Below are 19,371 nucleotides of genomic sequence, written 5' to 3'. Positions count from 1 at the left end.
TCATTTTCTTTTTTCTTGTAGTTCAGTAGTTATTGATTTCATCTTTGTTTCTGAAAGAGGATAGAAGAAGATAAAAGCTAATGATAACAAAGCTCCAATAGCAGGCAAAATAGAGAGGAACATTTTTATACCTTGTATCGTTTCAGCCGACTGAACAGCATTAGCTTGAAATCCAAACTGCGCAAGCATCCAGCCTGTTATAGCTGTACCAAAAGCCCAACCGAATTTCTGACTCATCGAAGAAGAAGAGAATATCAGCCCCGTTGCCCGATTCCCTGTTTTCAGTTCACTATAATCAGCACAGTCAGCATACATGCTCCAAAGCAATGGGAAGATACTACCCGCACAGATGCTGATAAGCGTTTGTAGCAAGAAAATAAGGAAGAGTTGATCCTTATTAAGCCAAAAGAAGCCAATACTCAGTAAAGCAGCAATAGCCATTGCTCCCATAAAGGTGTGTCTTTTTCCTATACGATTACTGATAGGAGCTGCAAGAATTATTCCTAATATATTGGCAGCTTGTCCAACAGCTAAGTAAAGTCCACTAAGAACAAACGGAAGCCCTAAAAACGTAATACTACCAACAGAAGTCTCGTCAACATAATACTTAAAATAATAAACGGTGGCTCCATCACGTATAGAATTAAAGACCAGCGAGGCAACACCTGCACCAAGCAGAATCCACCATGGTCGGTTATGCAATAGGTCGCAAATATCAGTCTTCAAGGATGTTTTCTCTTTCTTTACAGATTTCACACGTTCCCTTGTCAGTGCAAAACAACCTAAGAAAAGCAGAATGCACACAATAGCAATTACTACAACAGCCATTAGCCAACCAAACTGTGGTGCAGTAAGCCAGCCATACACAGAGCTATGGCTATCATTACCGCTGAAAGCGTTTACCAATGGCATAAAGAGTAATAAAGCTAAGAACGAGCCTATATAAGCAAATGTCATGCGATAAGTGGCTAACGTGTTTCGGTCGGCAGAATCAGGACTCATTACTCCCAACAATGAGGCATAAGGCACATTGATAGCCGAATAGACCATCATCATTAGTGCATAGGTAATAAAGGCATATACTATCTTTCCTGTCTCGCCAAATGGAGGAGTCAGAAAAGTCAATATGCCAATCAACCCGAATGGCAAAGCAAGATAGAGCAGATAAGGTCGAAAATGTCCCCAACGTGATGTGGTTCGATCAGCCATAACGCCAACAATGGGATCAAAAAAAGAGTCCCATACACGCGTAATGGCGAACATGGTTCCAACGACTGCTGCCGAGATACCAAACACATCAGTATAAAAAATCATAAGATAAGCTCCAAACAGTTTCCAGAACATGGATGACGACATATCGCCCAGTCCATAGCCTATCTTTTCGCTAAGATGTATCTTCATAATGAACGATTTTTAGCAATGAGTTTCTTAATTGTTTCTACACTTGCTGCTGTAGTAAAGCCATCTTGCGGTGTGTGTAAACAGTAATCAACTAATTTTTCCACAGTTGATGTTGCCACGTGCATACGTGTATCAGAAGAAGCATAATAGATAAACACACGCCCATCCTCATCAGCAATCCAGCCATTTGAGAAGACTACATTCATGACGTCACCTATATATTCGCCCCCCTCGGGTACAAGGAGATAACCTCCTGGCTGTGCTATCACACGTGTAGGATCATCCAAAGCAGTCATATACATATAGAGAACATAGCGCAATCCACTGGCGCAACCTCTCACGCCATGTGCAAGATGCAACCATCCTTGTGGAGTCTTAATAGGGTGGGGACCTTCACCATTTTTTTGTTCCATGATGGTGTGGTAATGGCGTGCATTAATAATTTTCTCTTCACGCACAACAGCATGTGTAATATCATCAACTAAAGCCCAACCAATGCCACCGCCAGAACCAGTATCAATAAATCCATCTTGCGGGCGTGTATAGAAAGCATACTTCCCATCTACAAACTCAGGATGAAGTACAACATTACGTTGCTGGCTCGGTGAGATAAGATCTGGTAAACGTTCCCATGTTTTCAAATCCTTTGTACGTGCTATTCCTGCTGTAGCGGTAGCTGCAGAAAGATCACCAGGCTGACTATCATCGTGTCTCTCTGCGCAGAACACACCATAGATATATCCGTCCTCATGCTGTGTTAGACGCATATCGTAGATATTTGTCGCAGGTGTCTCCGTATCAGGCATAGTGATTGGTTTCTCCCAAAAGCGAAAATTATCCACACCATTCGGACTTTCTGCCACAGCAAAGAAACTCTTGCGATCAGCCCCTTCCACTCTGACGACCAATAGGTACTTATCTCCCCATTTCATAGCTCCAGCGTTGAGAGTTGCATTTATCATGATGCGTTGCATCAGGAAGGGGTTAGTTTTCTCGTCCATATCATATCGCCATTCCAGCGGTGTATGCTCTGCGGTTAGAATGGGATTAGTATAACGCTCGTAAATACCATTACCATTCTCTATCATGTGGTTTGGCATAGACAGTAAAGATTCATGTCTATCCTTAATCTCTTTTAATTTTGAATTAAATATTGACATATTCGTTTTGATTATTTTTGTGACTATTACATTTCCTTTTTTTCAGTGTATTTCTCCAAATGACTACGAAATAGGAATGCACCTTGTTTATAGATCTCTTTAAAATCTTTTGCACATGCCTTCTCTGGAGCTGGTCCGAAATTCTCCTCTGCATTATCCCACGCATTTCGCCAAAGTAGAACATAACATGGTTTGAATCCCTTAATACCTGGTAAGAGCGTTGATGTGTACCACTTCTCATCAGGTGTATTCCGGTAGCCAGCCTCTGTTAATGCATACAGCTTATTATGACTCTTTGCATAGGCTGACATAATTTGCATCTCATTCTGACATTGGTTTATAAAGTCTTGTCTGCCATTATTCTGATATAAATCAACACCTAACACATCAACATATTTATCGCCTGGATAAAATCGGAAATAATGTTCAGCGGTGTCATCAGCCTGTGCATTGGGCGAATAACTCCAAACAATGTTAGACAGACCAGCTTGTCTCATCGTGTTATACGTAAGTTGATATAAAGCCTTATACTGTTCAGGGGTGCATTGTTGATATCCCCACCAAAACCAGCTGCCACTCATCTCATGCCATGGACGGAAAATAACAGGGATGCTATTACCCTTATTATCCTTAAGTGACTTAAAGAAAGAGGCTAATCGTTTATGCCACAACTTCATCTTCACATTCTCCTTACCCCCAGGAAGAACAGCTACCACAGCATCACCCTCTGTGTTCCAAGCATTCTGTCCTGTTACAGGGTTATAAGGATGCCAGCTGATGGTGATAATGCCTCCTTTCTTGTAATGTTCTATAATTTGTTGGCGCATTTTAGCGAATGGGACACCGTCCAAATTCTTCTCATTGCCCAACTCCAATCCTCCCAGTTCACAACCGAGTACTGCTGGATAATCACCACAAACATCATTTACATCGCTTCTTCCATACTCCCATTTCCATGTTGTTCCATAGAAAAGAGCATCTTGATGACCAAACATTATACCATACTTTCTAAGTTGTTGTAGACATTCGATAAGTTGTTCTGCTGGTGTCTTCTGCATATTCTTGCGCGCTACTGCATTAATTGTTAGCAAAGCTATTGCTATAATAAGGATAACTTTTCTCATTTCACTGAATTGTAAAGGTTGCTTTTTGTAAATCTTCATCACGACTACTTCCACCTATCATAACCTCAAACTCACCAGCTTCTACTATTGGGTTCATATTGAGATCATAGAAAGCCAGTTTATCTGGTGTAATAGTAAACTCAACAGTGCGCTTCTCTCCTGCCTTTAATTCCACACGTAGGAAATCCTTTAACTCTTTCACAGGACGAGAGACCGATGATACAAGATCGTTAATATACAATTGACAAATCTCCACACCATCACGTTGACCAGTATTCTCAATGGTCACACTCGCTATTATCTGAGTTTTACCATCGTTTGGAATAATTTGTTTGCTAAGTTTCAAATTACTATATCGGAAACTTGTATAACTCAGTCCATATCCAAAAGGATAGAGCGGCTTATTATCTGTACACACAGCGGGATGGAAGAAAGCAGAACGTTTATGGTTATACCATGTTGATATTTGTCCTGCACTTCGTGGTATAGTCATAGCAAGTTTAGCCGAGGGATTTACCTTACCATATATTATCTCTGCAATCGCCTGTCCTCCAAACTGTCCAGGTTCCCACGCATTGATAATAGCAGGAACATGCTCTGCTGCATAACGAAGGCTGAGTGGTCTACCACTGATAATAACAACAATAGTAGGTTTTCCTGTTTCATTCAATCGTTGTATCAGTTGATTTTGTAGTCCTACAAGGTCAAGATTGTCACGATCAGTGTCTTCTCCTGAAGTACGTTCATTCCAGCGGAAGCGCATCATATATTCACCACAACAAACAATATTAAGGTCACAGTCTTTGGCTGCAGCTACAGCTGCATTAACTTGTGCTTGCGACATGTTGCGTGGATCCCAGCCTTGATCAACGAACTTGAAATCCGTAGTTGGTGAGACACTTTTCAATCCGCGTAAGACAGTCCAAACCTGATCCTCTGGTTGAAGTTCACTCCAATCACCCATAATATTTTGGTCGTTAGCATTGATACCAGTCACCAATACTTTTTTATATTTCTGTGCATCGAGTGGTAATAGGTCATTCTCATTCTTTAACAAGACGATACTATTACGTGATGCTTCCAAAGCTGTGCGTTTGTGTTCAGGGTCGGTGATAACACGGTCACGTGTTTTTGCATCACTATAAGGGTGTTCAAAGAGTCCCAGTCTAAATTTCACAGTCAATATTCGTCTGACGCTTTCATCTATTCTGCTTTCAGGTATTCTACCCTCTTTCACTAATTCAACTACAGCTGTTTGCCATTCTGGTCCATGCATGTGCATATCCATTCCTGCCATAATACTCTGATAAAAAGCCTCTTTATTGTTGGCAGCAGTGCGATGTTGGTCCACACAATGCTCAATATCCATCCAGTCACTTACAATGAAACCTCTGAATCCCCATTCTTTACGCAAGACATCAGTCATAAGCCAACTATTTGTATGGCAAGGTACACCATTCAAATCATTATGTGACATCATCACATTCCAGTCTCCTCCTTGTTGAATAGCTGCCTTGAAAGGTGGGAAGAATACTTCCCGTAAGGTGCGCTCAGAGACTTCACATGGTGCACCATTTGTTCCATTGATAGAATATGACCCTCCTACGAAATGTTTTACACAACCTAATACGTCCTGTACATTATCTAAATTACGCTGATAACCTTTGTTTGTTGCTACCCCCATTAAGGTTACCAGATAAGGGTCTTCACCAAAGGTTTCACCACAACGTCCCCATCGTGCATCACGAGCCACTTCAACATTCGGGTTGAAATTCCAATGCATATTCATTGCACGCATCTCTTCAGCTGTTTGTCGAGCTATTTTATAAGCCATATCCACATCAAACGATGATGCCAATCCAATATTTGTTGGATAAACAGTATTGCCTTTACATTTTGCATTACCATGAATTGCATCAATACCGATGAGAAGAGGTATTTGTAAACGGCTTTGCATACTGAGTTTCTGTAAGTAGTTTGCCTCTTCCATGGTTAACACATGTAAGAACGATGAAACAAGTCCACGTCGTGTCCAATCCTCCATGTCCTTTACTGTAACGCCAGGATAGAAGGCACTTGCTGTGTTTGTTGCCAACTCTTCTGCCGTCATTGAGGCTGAATTCTGCTTAAAATGCTCAATACCCACAAGCTGATTCATCTGTCCTACTTTCTCTTCGAGCGTCATTCTGCTCAAGAGGTCATTGACACGTTGCTCAATACTTGCTTTCGGGTTCTTATAAATAGGTTGTTCCTTTATTCCTGCCATTGCATTCATTGTTATTGCCATAATGGCTATTGTCAATAGTTGTCTCATCATTCATTGATTATTTAGATTGATTTGTAATTGCTGTTTTGATGACTTTAAGTGTACTCTTATCCGTAGAGAATACCGAGTTAAGTCCTTGGGGTTCTTGTGCAGGGTCACCAGTATAGTCGTCACCAGCCTGCCATTGTTCATGCCGTGGCTGTGCATGTCCACCCCAACCCCAGAAATTACAACCAGCAAAGTATCCACTTCTTGAAATATCAGCTTTCATCAGTGAGAAAATGAAGTTATAATAGGCGTCACGTGCCGTCGTACTTGATTTTTTTGAGAAAGAAAACCTATCTCTTGGATATCCAAACTCTTCCACCACAAGGGGTTTATTCAGTTGCCTGCAGATTGCCAAGTGCCGTTCAATATACTCTTTTGACATTGCTTCAGCATTCTTCAGATGTTGCGTTAGCGAATCTTGTTTTGCCCACCCCCAATTATAGGGCCATATATGTATGTTACAATAATCGATATTTGGATCTGAGCAGATTCGCTGCCAAGCATCGTAATCATCTTCACAACCCCATGCACCTTCTGACCCGACACTTACCAAGTGGTTCTTATCAAGGCTCTTTATCAAAGCTGCAGCCTTAGAAAGCCAACCTTCAAAAGCAGGGAGGAGTGCCTTATCAAAAGCACGAGGCTCATTCCCTATCTGCCATGACATGATGGATGGATCATCAATGTATCGTTTACCAGTATAACGATTGATACGACAGACAATAAACTTCACATGATTGAAGAATAGTTCTTGTGCTTTGGAGTTAGTGGCAAATTGTGAGGCATATTTCATATAAGCTGGATATCCGGCTACATTAGGTTGCACTGCCTTCCCTGCACCAGCATTTTCCAGATAGAAGCCATAGCCGCCACTCCACTCCCATGAATTATTCAGGTAGAGAACAGCTACCATATTGCGAGCCTGTAGCTGTAGCATAAGATAATCAAGTCCTGCAAGGAGAGAGTCATTATACACACCTGGTGCTGTCTGAAGAACTGGCTTAACTTTCCATTTCGAGTCATCATCCCCATCACTACCCACTAAAATACGGAGGTTTGTGATGCCAAGCCGTTTCAATTCATCAAGTTCTTTATTTAGTCTTCTCCGATTTCCGCCCTTTCCTGTTGAACCTAAAATAGCTGCATACCAATAGTTTGCACCTATGAAAGTATAGGGCTTATCATTACAACAAAACCTTCCGTTCTCAACAGTGACAAAAGACTGTGCCTTTATAGAAACTGCACAAAGAAGACAAATGACTAAAAGGAAATATCTTACACTTCGCATAACTTCTTGAAGTTACATGATTATAGTTTCAATTCTTTGGCTATCCACTCCTCCCATTCGTCCCATTGTTCTTGGAACCAATAATGACCTGTCTCCTGATAAACACTTAACGTCTTCATACTCTTTATAACGTTATAAGTGGCATAGGTAGTGTTCGGTGGGACAACCTCATCGTTATATCCAAATGAAATCCAGCATGGAACTTTCAGCCTACGTGCAAAATTTACTCCATCAAAGTACCCACTATTAACTACTTTCTTACTGTCAGGATTCTTCTGACCATAGAAATAATGTGGCCAACCGCAAGCCTTACCATGTAGAGAGGCTGTATGGTCGCACATGGCAGCATGAACAGCACCTATAAAACTGACCTTTGGGTGCAGGGCTCCACATACCAATGATAACATTCCACCTTGGCTTGAGCCTGTTACACCTAACGTTTTCCCATCCCATTCAGGTAACTGGGTAAGATAATCTACAGCTCTCAATGCTCCAATAAATATACGTCTATATGGCATTTGATACAAGTTATCAAGATTAGCTTCCCAATAACCATTTAATGCACCATGCAGGAGATCATCGTACACCTGCTGCTGCATCGTGACAGGTATGCCATGAACACCTATTTCGAGTGTAATAGCTCCGCGGTCAGCCATATATATATCACCTTGATAAGGTCTAACACCTGCCCCAGGTACACGAAGTAGTGCAGGACGTGGTTCCTTGAATGCTGTTGGAATACAAAGGATACCATAGATTCGGCTACCAGAATTAATCCCATTGAAACTTACTTCATAAACCGTTACACGATCGGTGCAGCGCTCAGGTAAAAGACGACGATGAGCATCAAGTGGATATTGACTTGCCTCTTGATATGTTTTTGTCCAGAATTGATCAAAGTCTGCAGGACAGTTGTCTGTTGGCTGGAGCGTCTCTGGTGCAAAACCAACTGTACACAAGCCTTCATGTGTCTTATTACCGATGTGCGCCACAACTTTCAGCCGATAGAAACCAGCTGTCTTCATAGACGCTTTCCAAGTAGTCGTGCCATCCCGCAAGACAACATCCTTTTGTTTTACATCAGGATACATAACTGGTCCAGCCTCTATATCAACTTTCGCTTGGGGGAGAGGACAGCCCTCTTTCAGTACAGTTACCTTAAAGATAGCATTCTCCCCTAAACGATAGTTCCAACTTGCATGATCGGGTTGAACCATTACTGCAATCTCACTTCCGCGTATCTGTGCACAGAGATTAAAACTTATCAGCAATAGAAAGCTGAAGATAAATATTAACCGTTTCATTATCTTTATTAGTTGTGTAGGTTATGAATGTGGAGAGAAAAAACATAAATGCTTCTCTCAGACTTAAACTATTGTTTTATTAAACGATAAGTTATCACATCTTGTGCAGGAACTGACACTTTACGTTCAATTTTTGATTTGAGCGTTGTTTTCCCTTCCATTCGTCCAGTCCATAAATTCTTTATCTTATAAACATGCTGATCAAAGGCTGTACTTCTCTTGCTTACTTCTTTATCTGTAAGATTGAAGTCTTGCCAATTGAGTGAACAAGAGAGCGATTGACGTGTAGGATTAAAGATGGTCATTGCCCAATCTCCATTGGATAAAGGCTTGAACCAATATTCGAGTCCCTCACGAATGAGGAAACGAAGTCCCTGTACTCCAAGTTTATCTTGATCAATAGCAATAAGGTCTCTATTAGTTAAGATAGCTTTCGTCTCATCACTCATATTGCGTACATCATTTCCAAGAATAAGTGGACTCGCCATCATACACCACATAGTGAAGTGTGCACGGTCTTGATTGACTGATAAACCATTTCCTACTTCTAACATGTCTGGGTCGTTCCAATGTCCAGGTCCTGCATAGCTCCGCAGGCTGTCATTACGATTGATACAGTCTATGATGCTACATTGTATATACGTTGGGAATACGTGCGTAGAATCAAACGAACACCAAATATCTGGTCCTATACGCCATGAGTCGCCAATACCCTTTGCCCAGCGCCAAGGGTGGTTATCGCCCCACTCACACATAGAGAAGAAAATAGGTCGACCAGCAGCCTGAATGGCATCACGCATTAGTTGGTAAGCACCTTGTGCATTAACATTGGTTGTATTACACCAGTCATACTTCAGATAATCAATCCCCCAACGGGCATATTGCAAAGCATCTTGATACTCATGACCTAATGAACCTGGACGACCTGCACATGTTTCAGAACCGGCATCGCTATAGATACCTAACTTTAGTCCACGTGAGTGAACATAGTCGGCAAGAGCCTTTATTCCATGTGGAAAATGCTTAGGGTCAGCCTGTATAAATCCATCAGCATCACGTTTACCATGCCAGCAATCGTCTATATTTATATATGTATAACCAGCATCTTTTAGTCCGCTTGCCACCATGGCATCGGCTATGCTCTTTATAATATCTTCATTAATGTTGCCTTGAAAATTGTTCCATGAGCTCCACCCCATCTGTGGTGTCAGTGATAGACTCTCTCTTGTTTGTGCTCTTCCAATTACAGGGAGAAGTAGAAGTAATAGGATTGTTAAAAGGAATCTTCTATTCATCTTCATTTATCAATTTTAGTTTTTAGATATTTACGATGCAAAGATAAGACTTAAAAGACGAAACTAATCATACTATCTTAACCAAAACTGACACTTTATGAGATTATCGGAACACTGGCTCTTTATTTCATTTTGCGAGAAAGATGTTTATATTCATCTTCCGTTCTAACTATTTGTTTTTTCTTGTCTCACGATCTCCTGTTGAATAAACAAGCCTCTTTGGGCGTGGAAGATACCATCTCTTGACGTGCTATTAAGCATAAATGGAAATATAGAAGGTCGAAAATTATTTACAGTTCTATGAGGATAGAAAAATGGATTAGTAAACAGACTGATGAGTTGCCAAGTTTATTCTTATTATAATTAGGTATTCCCTCTACTTTCGAAGTAAGGTGAGGATTTTGCTTATTAGATGTTAAACCCATGTTATTTTATGTTTTTCTTTTGCTTTTATAAAAATATCTTTCTACTTTTGGCATCGTAAAACAACAGATTGCAAATCTTCCTCTTCTTCCAAGAGCAAGACTGTTTAACAGCCGTACAGAGGGGACTTCAAGAAGTTGTTGAGGTTTTCTCTTTTTTGTTTTCTGGTAAAGGAGATGATAAGGGTGCCTCGTTTATCATTTTTTTCTAACAACTTAAAACTTTTCAATTATGAGTTCATTTAGAGCAACTTTGGAATTGGGTGGTAAGGAGTATGACGTACTCTATTCTAACTACGAGTTTAGCCGTACAACTGACAAGAAGGGTCAGCCTGCATCAAGCATCTCTGGCGGTCGTATCAGTGTAACTATCGAGTCTACTGATGACACTTCTACTATCGAGGCTATGCTTAACAGCCAGTTCAAGCCTGTTGAGGGTAAGATCGTTTACAAGAAGAGCGAAGAGGATGCTAAAATGAAGGAGATTTCTTTCAAGAATGCTTACATCGTTCACTACAAGGAAACACTCGACGTTAACAACGAGGCTCCTATGACCATCGCTATGACTTTCTCTGCTGAGAATATCACCGTGGGCAATGCTGAGCTTGACAACCGTTGGCCTCGCACATAAGTCTGAGAAACATCAGGACTATGCTGAGCCTTCGTACTCGGCATAGTCCTTTTTCGTTTCTTACTCAAGCGAGGGGGAACTTTACTATCCTACATACTCCGATTGCTTTCCCTTGAGATTCTAAATGTAATGCCGTATAAGCCAATTAGCTTTTAATTTTCAAAACAAACAACCCATGTCAATTCCTTTCAACCCCATTACTATCAGCATAGGAAAGAAGTCTCTTTCTTCTTTTATTTCTCTACAAATCGAACAAAACATAGGTACACATCATCGATTCCAAATGTCTGTTGAATTGGAAACGGGTAGTAATAGATATGTACATAATATCAATAGCAGCAAGGACTGGCTCGGAGAAAGCATCGTTGTGAAGGCTGCAAATACTCCTATCTTCGTAGGTGTGGTGACAAATGTACAATTACACCGAGAGGGAAGTGACTTTGGATGTATCATCGTTTCTGGCTACTCTGCTACTTACAGAATGGAAACGGCTCATAGCTGCTTCTCATGGAATGATAGAACCATTGGGGATGTAGTGAAAAAGCTGTGCGAACAAGCTAAGGTGCAATTAGAGTTGAATCCTGCATTCAAGGAAACCAAAGACTTTATCTGCCAGTATGAAGAGTCTGACTTCGACTTTATCCGTCGTCTTGCTCATCAGTATCAAGAGTGGATGTATTTCGATGGAACTAAACTCATCTTTGGTAAACCAAGGAAATTGGCTGACCCTATAATATTGGAATATGGAACAACACTGTCCTCACTTGACATTGGTTTACAGACCCTCGCACGCTCTGAGCAGGTGTTCTCTTATCACTCTGGTGCTGACCGTGAGATGCAACGTATGACGCCAGACTTGGCATATGGTCATGACAAACTTGCGGGTGAGGCTTTCCGTGCATCATTAGGTATGTTCTCAAAACCCGCACGACAGCATGCACTGCCACGTGTCAGCAATGAGACGGAGCTTATTAACTACATGGGGCGTAAGCAAGCGGCTGAGACTGCAGAGACACATTATATCACAGCTGAGAGTCAGGTGCCAACCCTGCGTGTAGGTTCCGTTATAAGTCTCTACAGCTCATTCTTGGAACGTGTAGGAAATATATCTAAGGAGAGTTTAGGTAACTTTATCATCATCGAGATAACACACGAGGTGAGCCAAGGAAGTTATTACAAAAACCGCTTCAAGGCTATCCCTGCAACGATAAAAGTACTGCCAAGTCCAAAGGTTCGTATGCCATTAGCTGAAACACAGATGGCAACTGTGCTCAGCAATGCTGACCCACAGGGCAAGGGTCGTGTGCGCGTGCGTATGAATTGGCAGACGGATGGTATGCAGACAGGCTGGGTACGTGTGATGACACCAGATGGCGGTAGCAGTAGTGACGTAAAGAGCAACCGTGGTTTTGTATTTATCCCAGAAGTAGGCGACCAAGTCCTCCTCGGTTTCCGTCATGGAGACCCTGCAAGACCATACGTTATGGGTAGCCTCTTTAACGGAGTTACAGGTAGTGGAGGCTTTGCTGCCAACCACAAGAAAAGCCTTACCACCCGAAGCGGCTCGACCGTCACCTTTGACGATACTGCCCATACCATCCTCCTACAGACAACCCGTGCCAACAAAATCTTCATTGATGAATTAAATGGCACCATCACCATATCTTCTGCCGAAGAAGTAAATGTCAACACAAAGAATGTCAACATCAACGCATCAGAGAATATGAATGTAAATGTGGGCAAGAACTTTACAATGCAGGTGGGAGAGGATTCTAATGTAGCAATAGGTGGTAATAGCTCCATCGGAGTTGATGGTAATGCTACTGTACAAGTTCAAGAAAATCTATCTACAAAAGTGGTTGGCGACGTTACCCACCGCATTGAAGGTTCTATGAATCAGGAAATAGTAAATGAATCGTATTTGCTTTCTCATGGGAATCTGAGTATAGAAAGTGATGACATTATTAAGATAAAATCTATAAAAAAGATGAATCTTACCAGTAAAGATAAAGTTTACATAGCAAAAGATTAAATAGTGGTGAAGAGTTTTTGTTTTTCCATTTTATTTTTTTTATTGAGTATGACAATGTTTTCTTGTAATGAAATGAGAAATAGTACAAGGACAGAATTTCCTTGGGAGGCTTGCGGTGCAGCACCAAAAAACTATCCTGTAGAAACTAAAGATGTTTGGGTTAAATTTGGTAAGGAAGGGTATGAGCAGGATGTGATGGAGAGCAATATGCACAACGGAATAGGTTACCCCAGTGCTGGTAGAGGTGTGTTAGAAAGCGACCCTGGATTAGGAATGCCTACTCATGTTCGTGCTATATGGCTTTCATTTACAGAACAAAAGTTTTATGAAATTGATACACAGATTCCAGACACGGTACAGAAACGTATATTGCAATTATTCAGGCAAGGTTTCATGACTTCAGATCACGGTTCCTCCACTTTCTATCATACGACCTATCGTAATTTCGTTGTAAATTTTCTTCCCCATGGCAATGTATGGCTTTCCTTGTTCGGCATAGGTAATAGTAGCATCGTTGTATGTGACAGCTTGAAGGGAAAGGAAATCAATATGTCATTAAAGGAGTTTGACGAAGATGCATATAATGCCTTTGGCTCTTTGGATAATTATTGTAAGGCTGCGCTAAAAGAATATGAGGGAGTTAGCGAAAATCTAAAAGAACATGGTGTACCCGATGAAAGCTTATGGAATAGCTATAAAGAACGCTTCAGATATGACTTTGAATTTAACTTTGAGGACAAACAGACAAAACCTGGTGGTTTTTTATACTATGAATATACAAATGGAGAATTTGGTAAACTTACTGATGGTTATAACTTTAGCATGCGAAGTCGACCAAAGGAGATAGCGTTTGATTGGAAGGTCGGAGATGTCTATTATGACACTAAATTTTACTTTGATGAAGACGAGGTTCTTGATGTCTTCAAGACGGCTTATAGTGGTAATCGGGACAAGAAAGGAATTATGGTTATCAATATAAGTAAGTATAATAATCGGTTTGATATTTATTTGTCGGTAAATGGGAAGAAATACGCATTAAAGAAGACACAGATACTGGTATATAAGAAAAAGCCTGGCGATGAAGCACGTTTGTTATATGACAACAGCCCTAAGGAAGATATAAGAATGTTTATAGGAGAATAAAGATATGAAAGAATATAAAGCGACGAGAAAGTGTTTAGTGAAACCAGAAAAAAAAGATAACAACAAGAATTATAAATATATAGATGTTGTTATAGGAGTATTTTTTGATGGTACAAACAACAACAAGTATAACATTGCATATGGTAAAGATAAAAGCCACGCAAAAGAGGTAAAAGAATGGCAAAAAAAAGAAACTCATGACAGTTATACCTCAGACTATACAAATATAAAGCATCTCTGGAAAGCTTATCCTCAGAACTTATCTAAATACATTGATAAAGTTTATATAGAAGGTGTAGGAACCTATAAACCCGAGGAGAATGGATTATCTTCAGGGAAGGATGATAGTGGCATGGCTGCAGCAACAGGTCGTGATGGTTTTAGCAACACAGGAATAGATGCAAAAATAAAAAGAGCACAGACCCTGATAAAAGCCAGTATTGACGCAATGATTAGCCAAAATAGTGATTCAAGAATAAAATCATTGACTTTAGATTTCTTTGGATTTAGTCGTGGGGCTACAACAGCTCGTAGTTTTATATATAAAATATGGTATTTCTATTCTTATTTCAACTTGAGAACAAATATACATGACAAGCCAATATTTGTTCCACGCCTCTACTACATGTTGGGAATTCCATATGCAGTAGAGATAAATGTTCGTTTCTTAGGTTTATTTGATACAGTCTCTTCATATGGCTTAAATCACAAAAATGATGTAGACTTCCTTAGATTAAAGATACCAACAGGTTTTGTGCGTAAGACTGTGCATTTAGTTGCTGCAGATGAATATCGTTCTAACTTTTCTTTAACCAACATAGCTTCTGCAGGCAAAAAAGGAACTGAAATTATACTTCCTGGAGCCCATAGCGATATAGGTGGCGGATATGCTCAAGAAGAACACGAGTATTTATATATGGGCTATATGCCATCAGGGTATGAACTAACTTATCGCCCAGTATTCAGAGGATACATGACATTCGAACGGTTACATAATGATAAATGGATAAATGATTACCTATATAATTATGCTTCTGATCAATATTGGCGTAGAAATCATTCTAAAGCATATAATTCTCCTCCTCCATATCGAAGAGTTAGGAATGATTATGCACGAATACCGCTTAAAATAATGTATAATTTAGCAAAAAATCAGATACCATTATTTGATCAACGCCTTATAATGAAAGAAACAATTTTAATAGATCCAAAACTGATTGAACTGGGGAAAAAATTAGAGACTATGGCAAATAATGGCAAAAACATCTATAAAATAGGCGCAGAATCAGGTATTTATTATAATGCTGACCCTAAAGGACCTATGAGAAAACTCATTTTAAGTATTAGAGCTAAATATCTCCACCTTTCTGCTCATAATAAAACGGTAATGGGCTTTATTCGACCACATACAGCTCCATTTAATCATAAACGTGATATTATCCAAGGATAAAAATTGTAATTGGATGAATAAAATACATGACATATAGATTTAATAATGATAGTTAATAAAAAATCTTATCAGTTATTTTCAGAGATGTTATTTCCAAATGGAGACAAATCAAGCTACCAAGATATTGTTACAATCTTTTATACTGGAAACTTAATTAAAACATCTTCTTTAGAAATAAATAAGAAGGGACAAAATCTGATAGATGGAGAATCTTCGCAAGAATTCGACTTTATAATGTCATGGTTGGGCAATGCGCTCTATCCTATGACAGTATGCATGGATGACTCGGGAGAAGCGAAAGGGATTGAGAATATTGACGAGGTGAGGGAGCGATATACTGCTGAGGGACAGAAAATCATAGATTACTATGAGCAGGATGCACTGGTTACAAAGTATGTCAAAGACTGTATTGAGAAAGTGCAAGACGAGAAAGAAGTACTGCAGTGCATTTCGCAGAGTAATATCTATCAACTTGCAACACTGTTCATGGCGATTACTGACCGTGAGTACAGATTGGTTGATTTCCCTTTCATAGGAGATGTAATAACCTTTTGCCTATCAATAGAGGACGAAGACGAACAAGAAATACTGTTGAGCATTCCAGAGATAAAAACAGAGCGGAAGGTTCTTTCGCATGTGGGGAAAGCATACGTACATAAAACAGAAAAAGGAATGTTCGACCATATCCAGATTATGTTAGAGGTTGAAATAGAAGACGAGGGGTATTACACGCGAAAACTTGAATTAAAACAAATCAACGAGGAAGAATGGAAGACGAATATGTAGTAAACAGAGCTATATGTAGCTGTCAGTTTGGAACAGCACCTGGCTTTCTGAAAGTTATGGACAATGATGCCGTATGCATGAACGGTAAGTTGGTTGCAACAGACAAGACGCTTGGTAACGTGTTTGAAGGTGTAGGTTTTACCATGTGTAACAAATCCTACCCACTAAAAACTTGTACACCACTTGTTACAAGTTGGTCAGGAGCATACGACGGAGTGAGTATCAATGGCTCGTCATCTCCTTTACTTGGAACTTGTAAGGGGACTTGTGCCTTGGGAATGAAAGATTGTATTACTTTCCAAACTACAGGACAGATTGCTATACCAAGCATCATGCAAATAAAACAAGCTGCCCTCTGCCTTCAATCAGATATTAACCCATTGGGGAGGAATATGATTGAAACCTAAATAAAACCTAAGCTATTACGAGGTGAGTCAAGGGAGCTACTACAAGAACCGCTTCAAGGCTATACCTGCTACAATTAAGGCACTGCCAAGTCCAAAGGTTCGTATGCCATTAGCTGAAACACAGATGGCAACTGTGCTCAGCAATGCTGACCCACAGGGTAAAGACCGTGTTCGTGTACGTATGAACTGGCAAACAGATGGAATGCAGACAGGTTGGGTGCGAGTGATGACACCTGATGGCGGTAGTAGTAAGGACGTAAGAAGCAACCGTGGATTTGTATTTATCCCAGAGGTAGGCGACCAAGTCCTCCTTGGTTTCCGTCATGGTGACCCAGCAAGACCATACGTTATGGGTAGTCTCTTTAACGGCACCACTGGTGGTGGTGGTCTTGAAGATAATCACAAAAAAGTTTAACAACCCAAAGTGAACATACCCTATCATTCAATGATAACGTAAATGCTGGTTGGAGTATTATCTTCAAAGATGTTGTTGGCAATCGTATTTGCTTAAACTCAGCCATATAGAACTTTGACCGTCTGCTATCTTGAAATATAATTACAACATAGATGAATAAAAGTCAGGTAAAGAGCAAGAAAACCTATACATTTGTAAGTCACTTTATATCAGCGTATTACAGGATTACAATGCAAAAGGTGCTTAATTAGCCGTCAAAAGGGCGTTAGTAAGGGGCTTAAAGGGCATCTTTAGCAAGACAAGATAATTCTTAAAATACAACTTATTGAAAATAAAGGAGTTACCTTGTTTGTACAACTAAACTGGTAACGATTTGGAAACGAGCGAGCTACTTGGCTTCGCTGTTTTCTGCCTAACAAAGAACGCTTGTTATTCTGTTTGCAAAGATAAGACTTTGTTACCGAATAACAAGCGTTTTTGATGAAATATTCTTCTTTCTGCATTTTTGATTGATTGTCTGGTTGTAGGTTATATTCCTCTTCCTCGTCTTTTCTTTCTATTGGCTTGGTATCTGAGTTTACGCTGCCATGCTGCTTCAGCATAGTCATTGCCCTGTGCGGTTGGTGTAATCAAATCGCCCAGCCCCGCCACCACTTCATCGGCTGCGCTAACGATGGTGCCTGCCACTGCACCAATGGGATTCTGCACTTGTGAGGTATCATTGTCTCGTGAGATAGAGGAGCGGCTTGGAGGTACAAGTTGGTAGCCTGTATCAGATTGTTCTTTCTTTTCTGTCGGCTCTTGTACTGTTAGATGTGGTTTCCTTGATTCTTCCTTGTTGGTTGTTTCAAAGTTCTTCTGCAAGGAATGGTAGCCGAACTCCCTGCCGATTTCGGAAGCCTTGAATGATAGTCCTCCGTATGAGAACTTCAAGCCATATACCTTGCCCTGCTTGTTCTTCATACGCTCTATGGAAATGCCGTTCTTGTGAAGTTCGTAGAGAAACATAGAGTGTCCCGTGATGCCTGTACCTTTGTATTTGTCAAGCAAGGCATAGCAGATTTGCTGTACCTGCTGTTTTGTTTGCTCTCTCGTGGGATTAGCCTTTGTCTTTTGGTGTTTCCTTTCTGCCTTGACCTCTTTTGCAATGGTCAAGCCTTTCTCCCTGCTGATTTCCTCTGCCACCCTTGCAGCCCTGTTGCTCACAAAAGTGGTATCATAGACCTCTCCATATAGGCTGATGCGGTTGGCAATGATATGAATGTGTCTGTTGTCGGTGTCCTTGTGCGTTACTGCCACCCATTGGTGGTTGTCAAGTCCCATTCGCTTGGCAAACAAATGAGCTATCCGCATCAGTTCGGATACAGGCAACTTTTTCTCGTCCCGCGGTGCAATGCCTATTTCGATACGGAGAAACTTGTTCCTGCAACGGTTGTTATAGTCGCTGACGACTTTCATTTCCTCATAGATGCTCTTTGGCTCCCTGCTGCAAAGATTGTGGAAGGCAAGCCGACTGCCGAGTTTGCCTTCTCTGAAAATATAGTCCAGAGCCGTACTTCCGTGTGCTATCGCCTTACATTTCCCTATCATCTCTTGTTAGATTTAAGACCTTATATACCTCATCATCCACACGAAAATGCGGGTCGTAAAACCGCTTAAATGCTTCTTTGGCACATAAGGAAAGGTTCTTTGTGATGAGTACCCATCTTTCGTCCTTGACCTTGATGAGATTGGAAACCTGCCCGTAGAATCTTCCTGTATGTTGGAGGATGGCAATGGCTTCCCTCTCATTGTCTGTCATCTTGGGAACGGCAGTCACTTCTCCATTAAGGAGTATCTCACGGCAATAATCGGAGAACTTCCGTTCCGTGCTTTCCGCCCTTGATTTGATACGCTGCTTCTCCTCTAAGGTGCATCTTACCTTGATGAACTCCGTTTTGTTCATCCGCTGTTCTTCTTTATCCTGTTGCTGCCATCGGGCAGCTTTTCCCTTGTATCTGCTCATATAAGTTTCCTTGAAAGTTTATCATTGTAGATGATTCATTGTTTCTTAATTCCTGAATACTGACCGATGAGAACGGAGTGATTACGGTCTAATCTCCCCGACAGTCTAACGAGGGGAGCAAGGGCAGTTTGTGGGTACAAACTGACGTCTTGCAATGTCAGCTAACGAAACGTTTACGCACAAGGCGTTTTGTA

The 19,371-nt window shown here is 40.7% G+C and carries 15 protein-coding genes and 1 pseudogene; 7 read left to right on the top strand and 9 right to left on the bottom strand.

Annotated features, from left to right (window positions below):
- The 7 genes from J5A55_RS08620 to J5A55_RS08590 form a co-directional block, all read right to left on the bottom strand.
- Entirely contained in the window at positions 1-1,401 is a 1,401-nt protein-coding gene (locus J5A55_RS08620) for an MFS transporter (protein WP_004384723.1), read from the bottom strand.
- Positions 1,398-2,561: a glycoside hydrolase family 130 protein gene (locus J5A55_RS08615; RefSeq protein ID WP_004384722.1), complete on the bottom strand. Its 1,164-nt coding sequence runs from the start codon at positions 2,559-2,561 to the stop codon at positions 1,398-1,400. The genes J5A55_RS08620 and J5A55_RS08615 overlap by 4 nt, the downstream gene beginning before the upstream one ends.
- Positions 2,562-2,587: 26 nt before the next feature.
- Positions 2,588-3,685, bottom strand: coding sequence for a glycoside hydrolase family 26 protein (locus tag J5A55_RS08610; protein ID WP_039851614.1), 1,098 nt, complete (start codon positions 3,683-3,685; stop codon positions 2,588-2,590).
- Position 3,686: 1 nt separating this feature from the next.
- Positions 3,687-6,002, bottom strand: coding sequence for a glycoside hydrolase family 3 N-terminal domain-containing protein (locus J5A55_RS08605; protein ID WP_004384720.1), 2,316 nt, complete (start codon positions 6,000-6,002; stop codon positions 3,687-3,689).
- Between the two features lie 7 nt (positions 6,003-6,009).
- A complete protein-coding gene (locus J5A55_RS08600; protein ID WP_004384719.1) occupies positions 6,010-7,287 on the bottom strand; it encodes a glycoside hydrolase 5 family protein in 1,278 nt (425 codons plus the stop codon).
- 20 nt (positions 7,288-7,307) lie between these two features.
- Complete coding sequence (locus tag J5A55_RS08595) at positions 7,308-8,591, bottom strand: acetylxylan esterase (RefSeq protein ID WP_004384718.1); 1,284 nt, start codon at positions 8,589-8,591, stop codon at positions 7,308-7,310.
- A gap of 68 nt (positions 8,592-8,659) precedes the next feature.
- A complete protein-coding gene (locus J5A55_RS08590; RefSeq protein WP_004384717.1) occupies positions 8,660-9,892 on the bottom strand; it encodes a glycoside hydrolase family 27 protein in 1,233 nt (410 codons plus the stop codon).
- A 648-nt stretch (positions 9,893-10,540) separates the two neighbouring features.
- Here J5A55_RS08590 and tssD point away from each other — a divergent pair.
- The 7 genes and pseudogenes from tssD to J5A55_RS08555 all read left to right on the top strand — a co-directional run.
- Positions 10,541-10,939 (top strand): type VI secretion system tube protein TssD, encoded by a 399-nt coding sequence (gene tssD, locus J5A55_RS08585; protein WP_004383461.1) that lies wholly within the window; start codon positions 10,541-10,543, stop codon positions 10,937-10,939.
- A gap of 175 nt (positions 10,940-11,114) precedes the next feature.
- The gene (locus tag J5A55_RS08580; protein WP_004384714.1) at positions 11,115-12,971 is read left to right on the top strand and encodes a type VI secretion system Vgr family protein; all 1,857 of its coding nucleotides are present in this window, start codon (positions 11,115-11,117) and stop codon (positions 12,969-12,971) included.
- Positions 12,972-13,043: 72 nt separating this feature from the next.
- A complete protein-coding gene (locus J5A55_RS08575) occupies positions 13,044-14,114 on the top strand; it encodes a DUF2931 family protein (protein ID WP_039851634.1) in 1,071 nt (356 codons plus the stop codon).
- Positions 14,115-14,118: 4 nt separating this feature from the next.
- Positions 14,119-15,564, top strand: a complete 1,446-nt coding sequence (locus J5A55_RS08570; protein WP_004384712.1) for a T6SS phospholipase effector Tle1-like catalytic domain-containing protein — start codon at positions 14,119-14,121, stop codon at positions 15,562-15,564.
- A 45-nt stretch (positions 15,565-15,609) separates the two neighbouring features.
- Positions 15,610-16,350 carry a hypothetical protein gene (locus tag J5A55_RS08565; protein ID WP_004384711.1) on the top strand — a complete coding sequence of 247 codons (741 nt, stop codon included), beginning with the start codon at positions 15,610-15,612 and terminating at the stop codon, positions 16,348-16,350.
- Complete coding sequence (locus J5A55_RS08560) at positions 16,332-16,757, top strand: PAAR-like protein (protein ID WP_004384710.1); 426 nt, start codon at positions 16,332-16,334, stop codon at positions 16,755-16,757. Before J5A55_RS08565 ends, J5A55_RS08560 begins: the two co-directional genes overlap by 19 nt.
- Positions 16,758-16,773: 16 nt before the next feature.
- Positions 16,774-17,210 (top strand): annotated as a pseudogene (locus J5A55_RS08555) (phage baseplate assembly protein V); the annotation flags it as partial.
- Between the two features lie 490 nt (positions 17,211-17,700).
- On the opposite strand, the gene J5A55_RS08550 reads toward J5A55_RS08555, so the two are convergent.
- Positions 17,701-18,762 (bottom strand): relaxase/mobilization nuclease domain-containing protein, encoded by a 1,062-nt coding sequence (locus J5A55_RS08550; protein ID WP_004384708.1) that lies wholly within the window; start codon positions 18,760-18,762, stop codon positions 17,701-17,703.
- Entirely contained in the window at positions 18,746-19,177 is a 432-nt protein-coding gene (locus J5A55_RS08545; protein WP_004384707.1) for a plasmid mobilization protein, read from the bottom strand. The genes J5A55_RS08550 and J5A55_RS08545 overlap by 17 nt, the downstream gene beginning before the upstream one ends.
- Positions 19,178-19,371 lie beyond the last annotated feature (194 nt).

It is taken from the genome of Prevotella veroralis, from assembly GCF_018127765.1.
GTDB classification, from domain to species: Bacteria; Bacteroidota; Bacteroidia; order Bacteroidales; family Bacteroidaceae; genus Prevotella; species Prevotella veroralis.
This window is presented reverse-complemented; position numbering and strand designations above follow the sequence as displayed.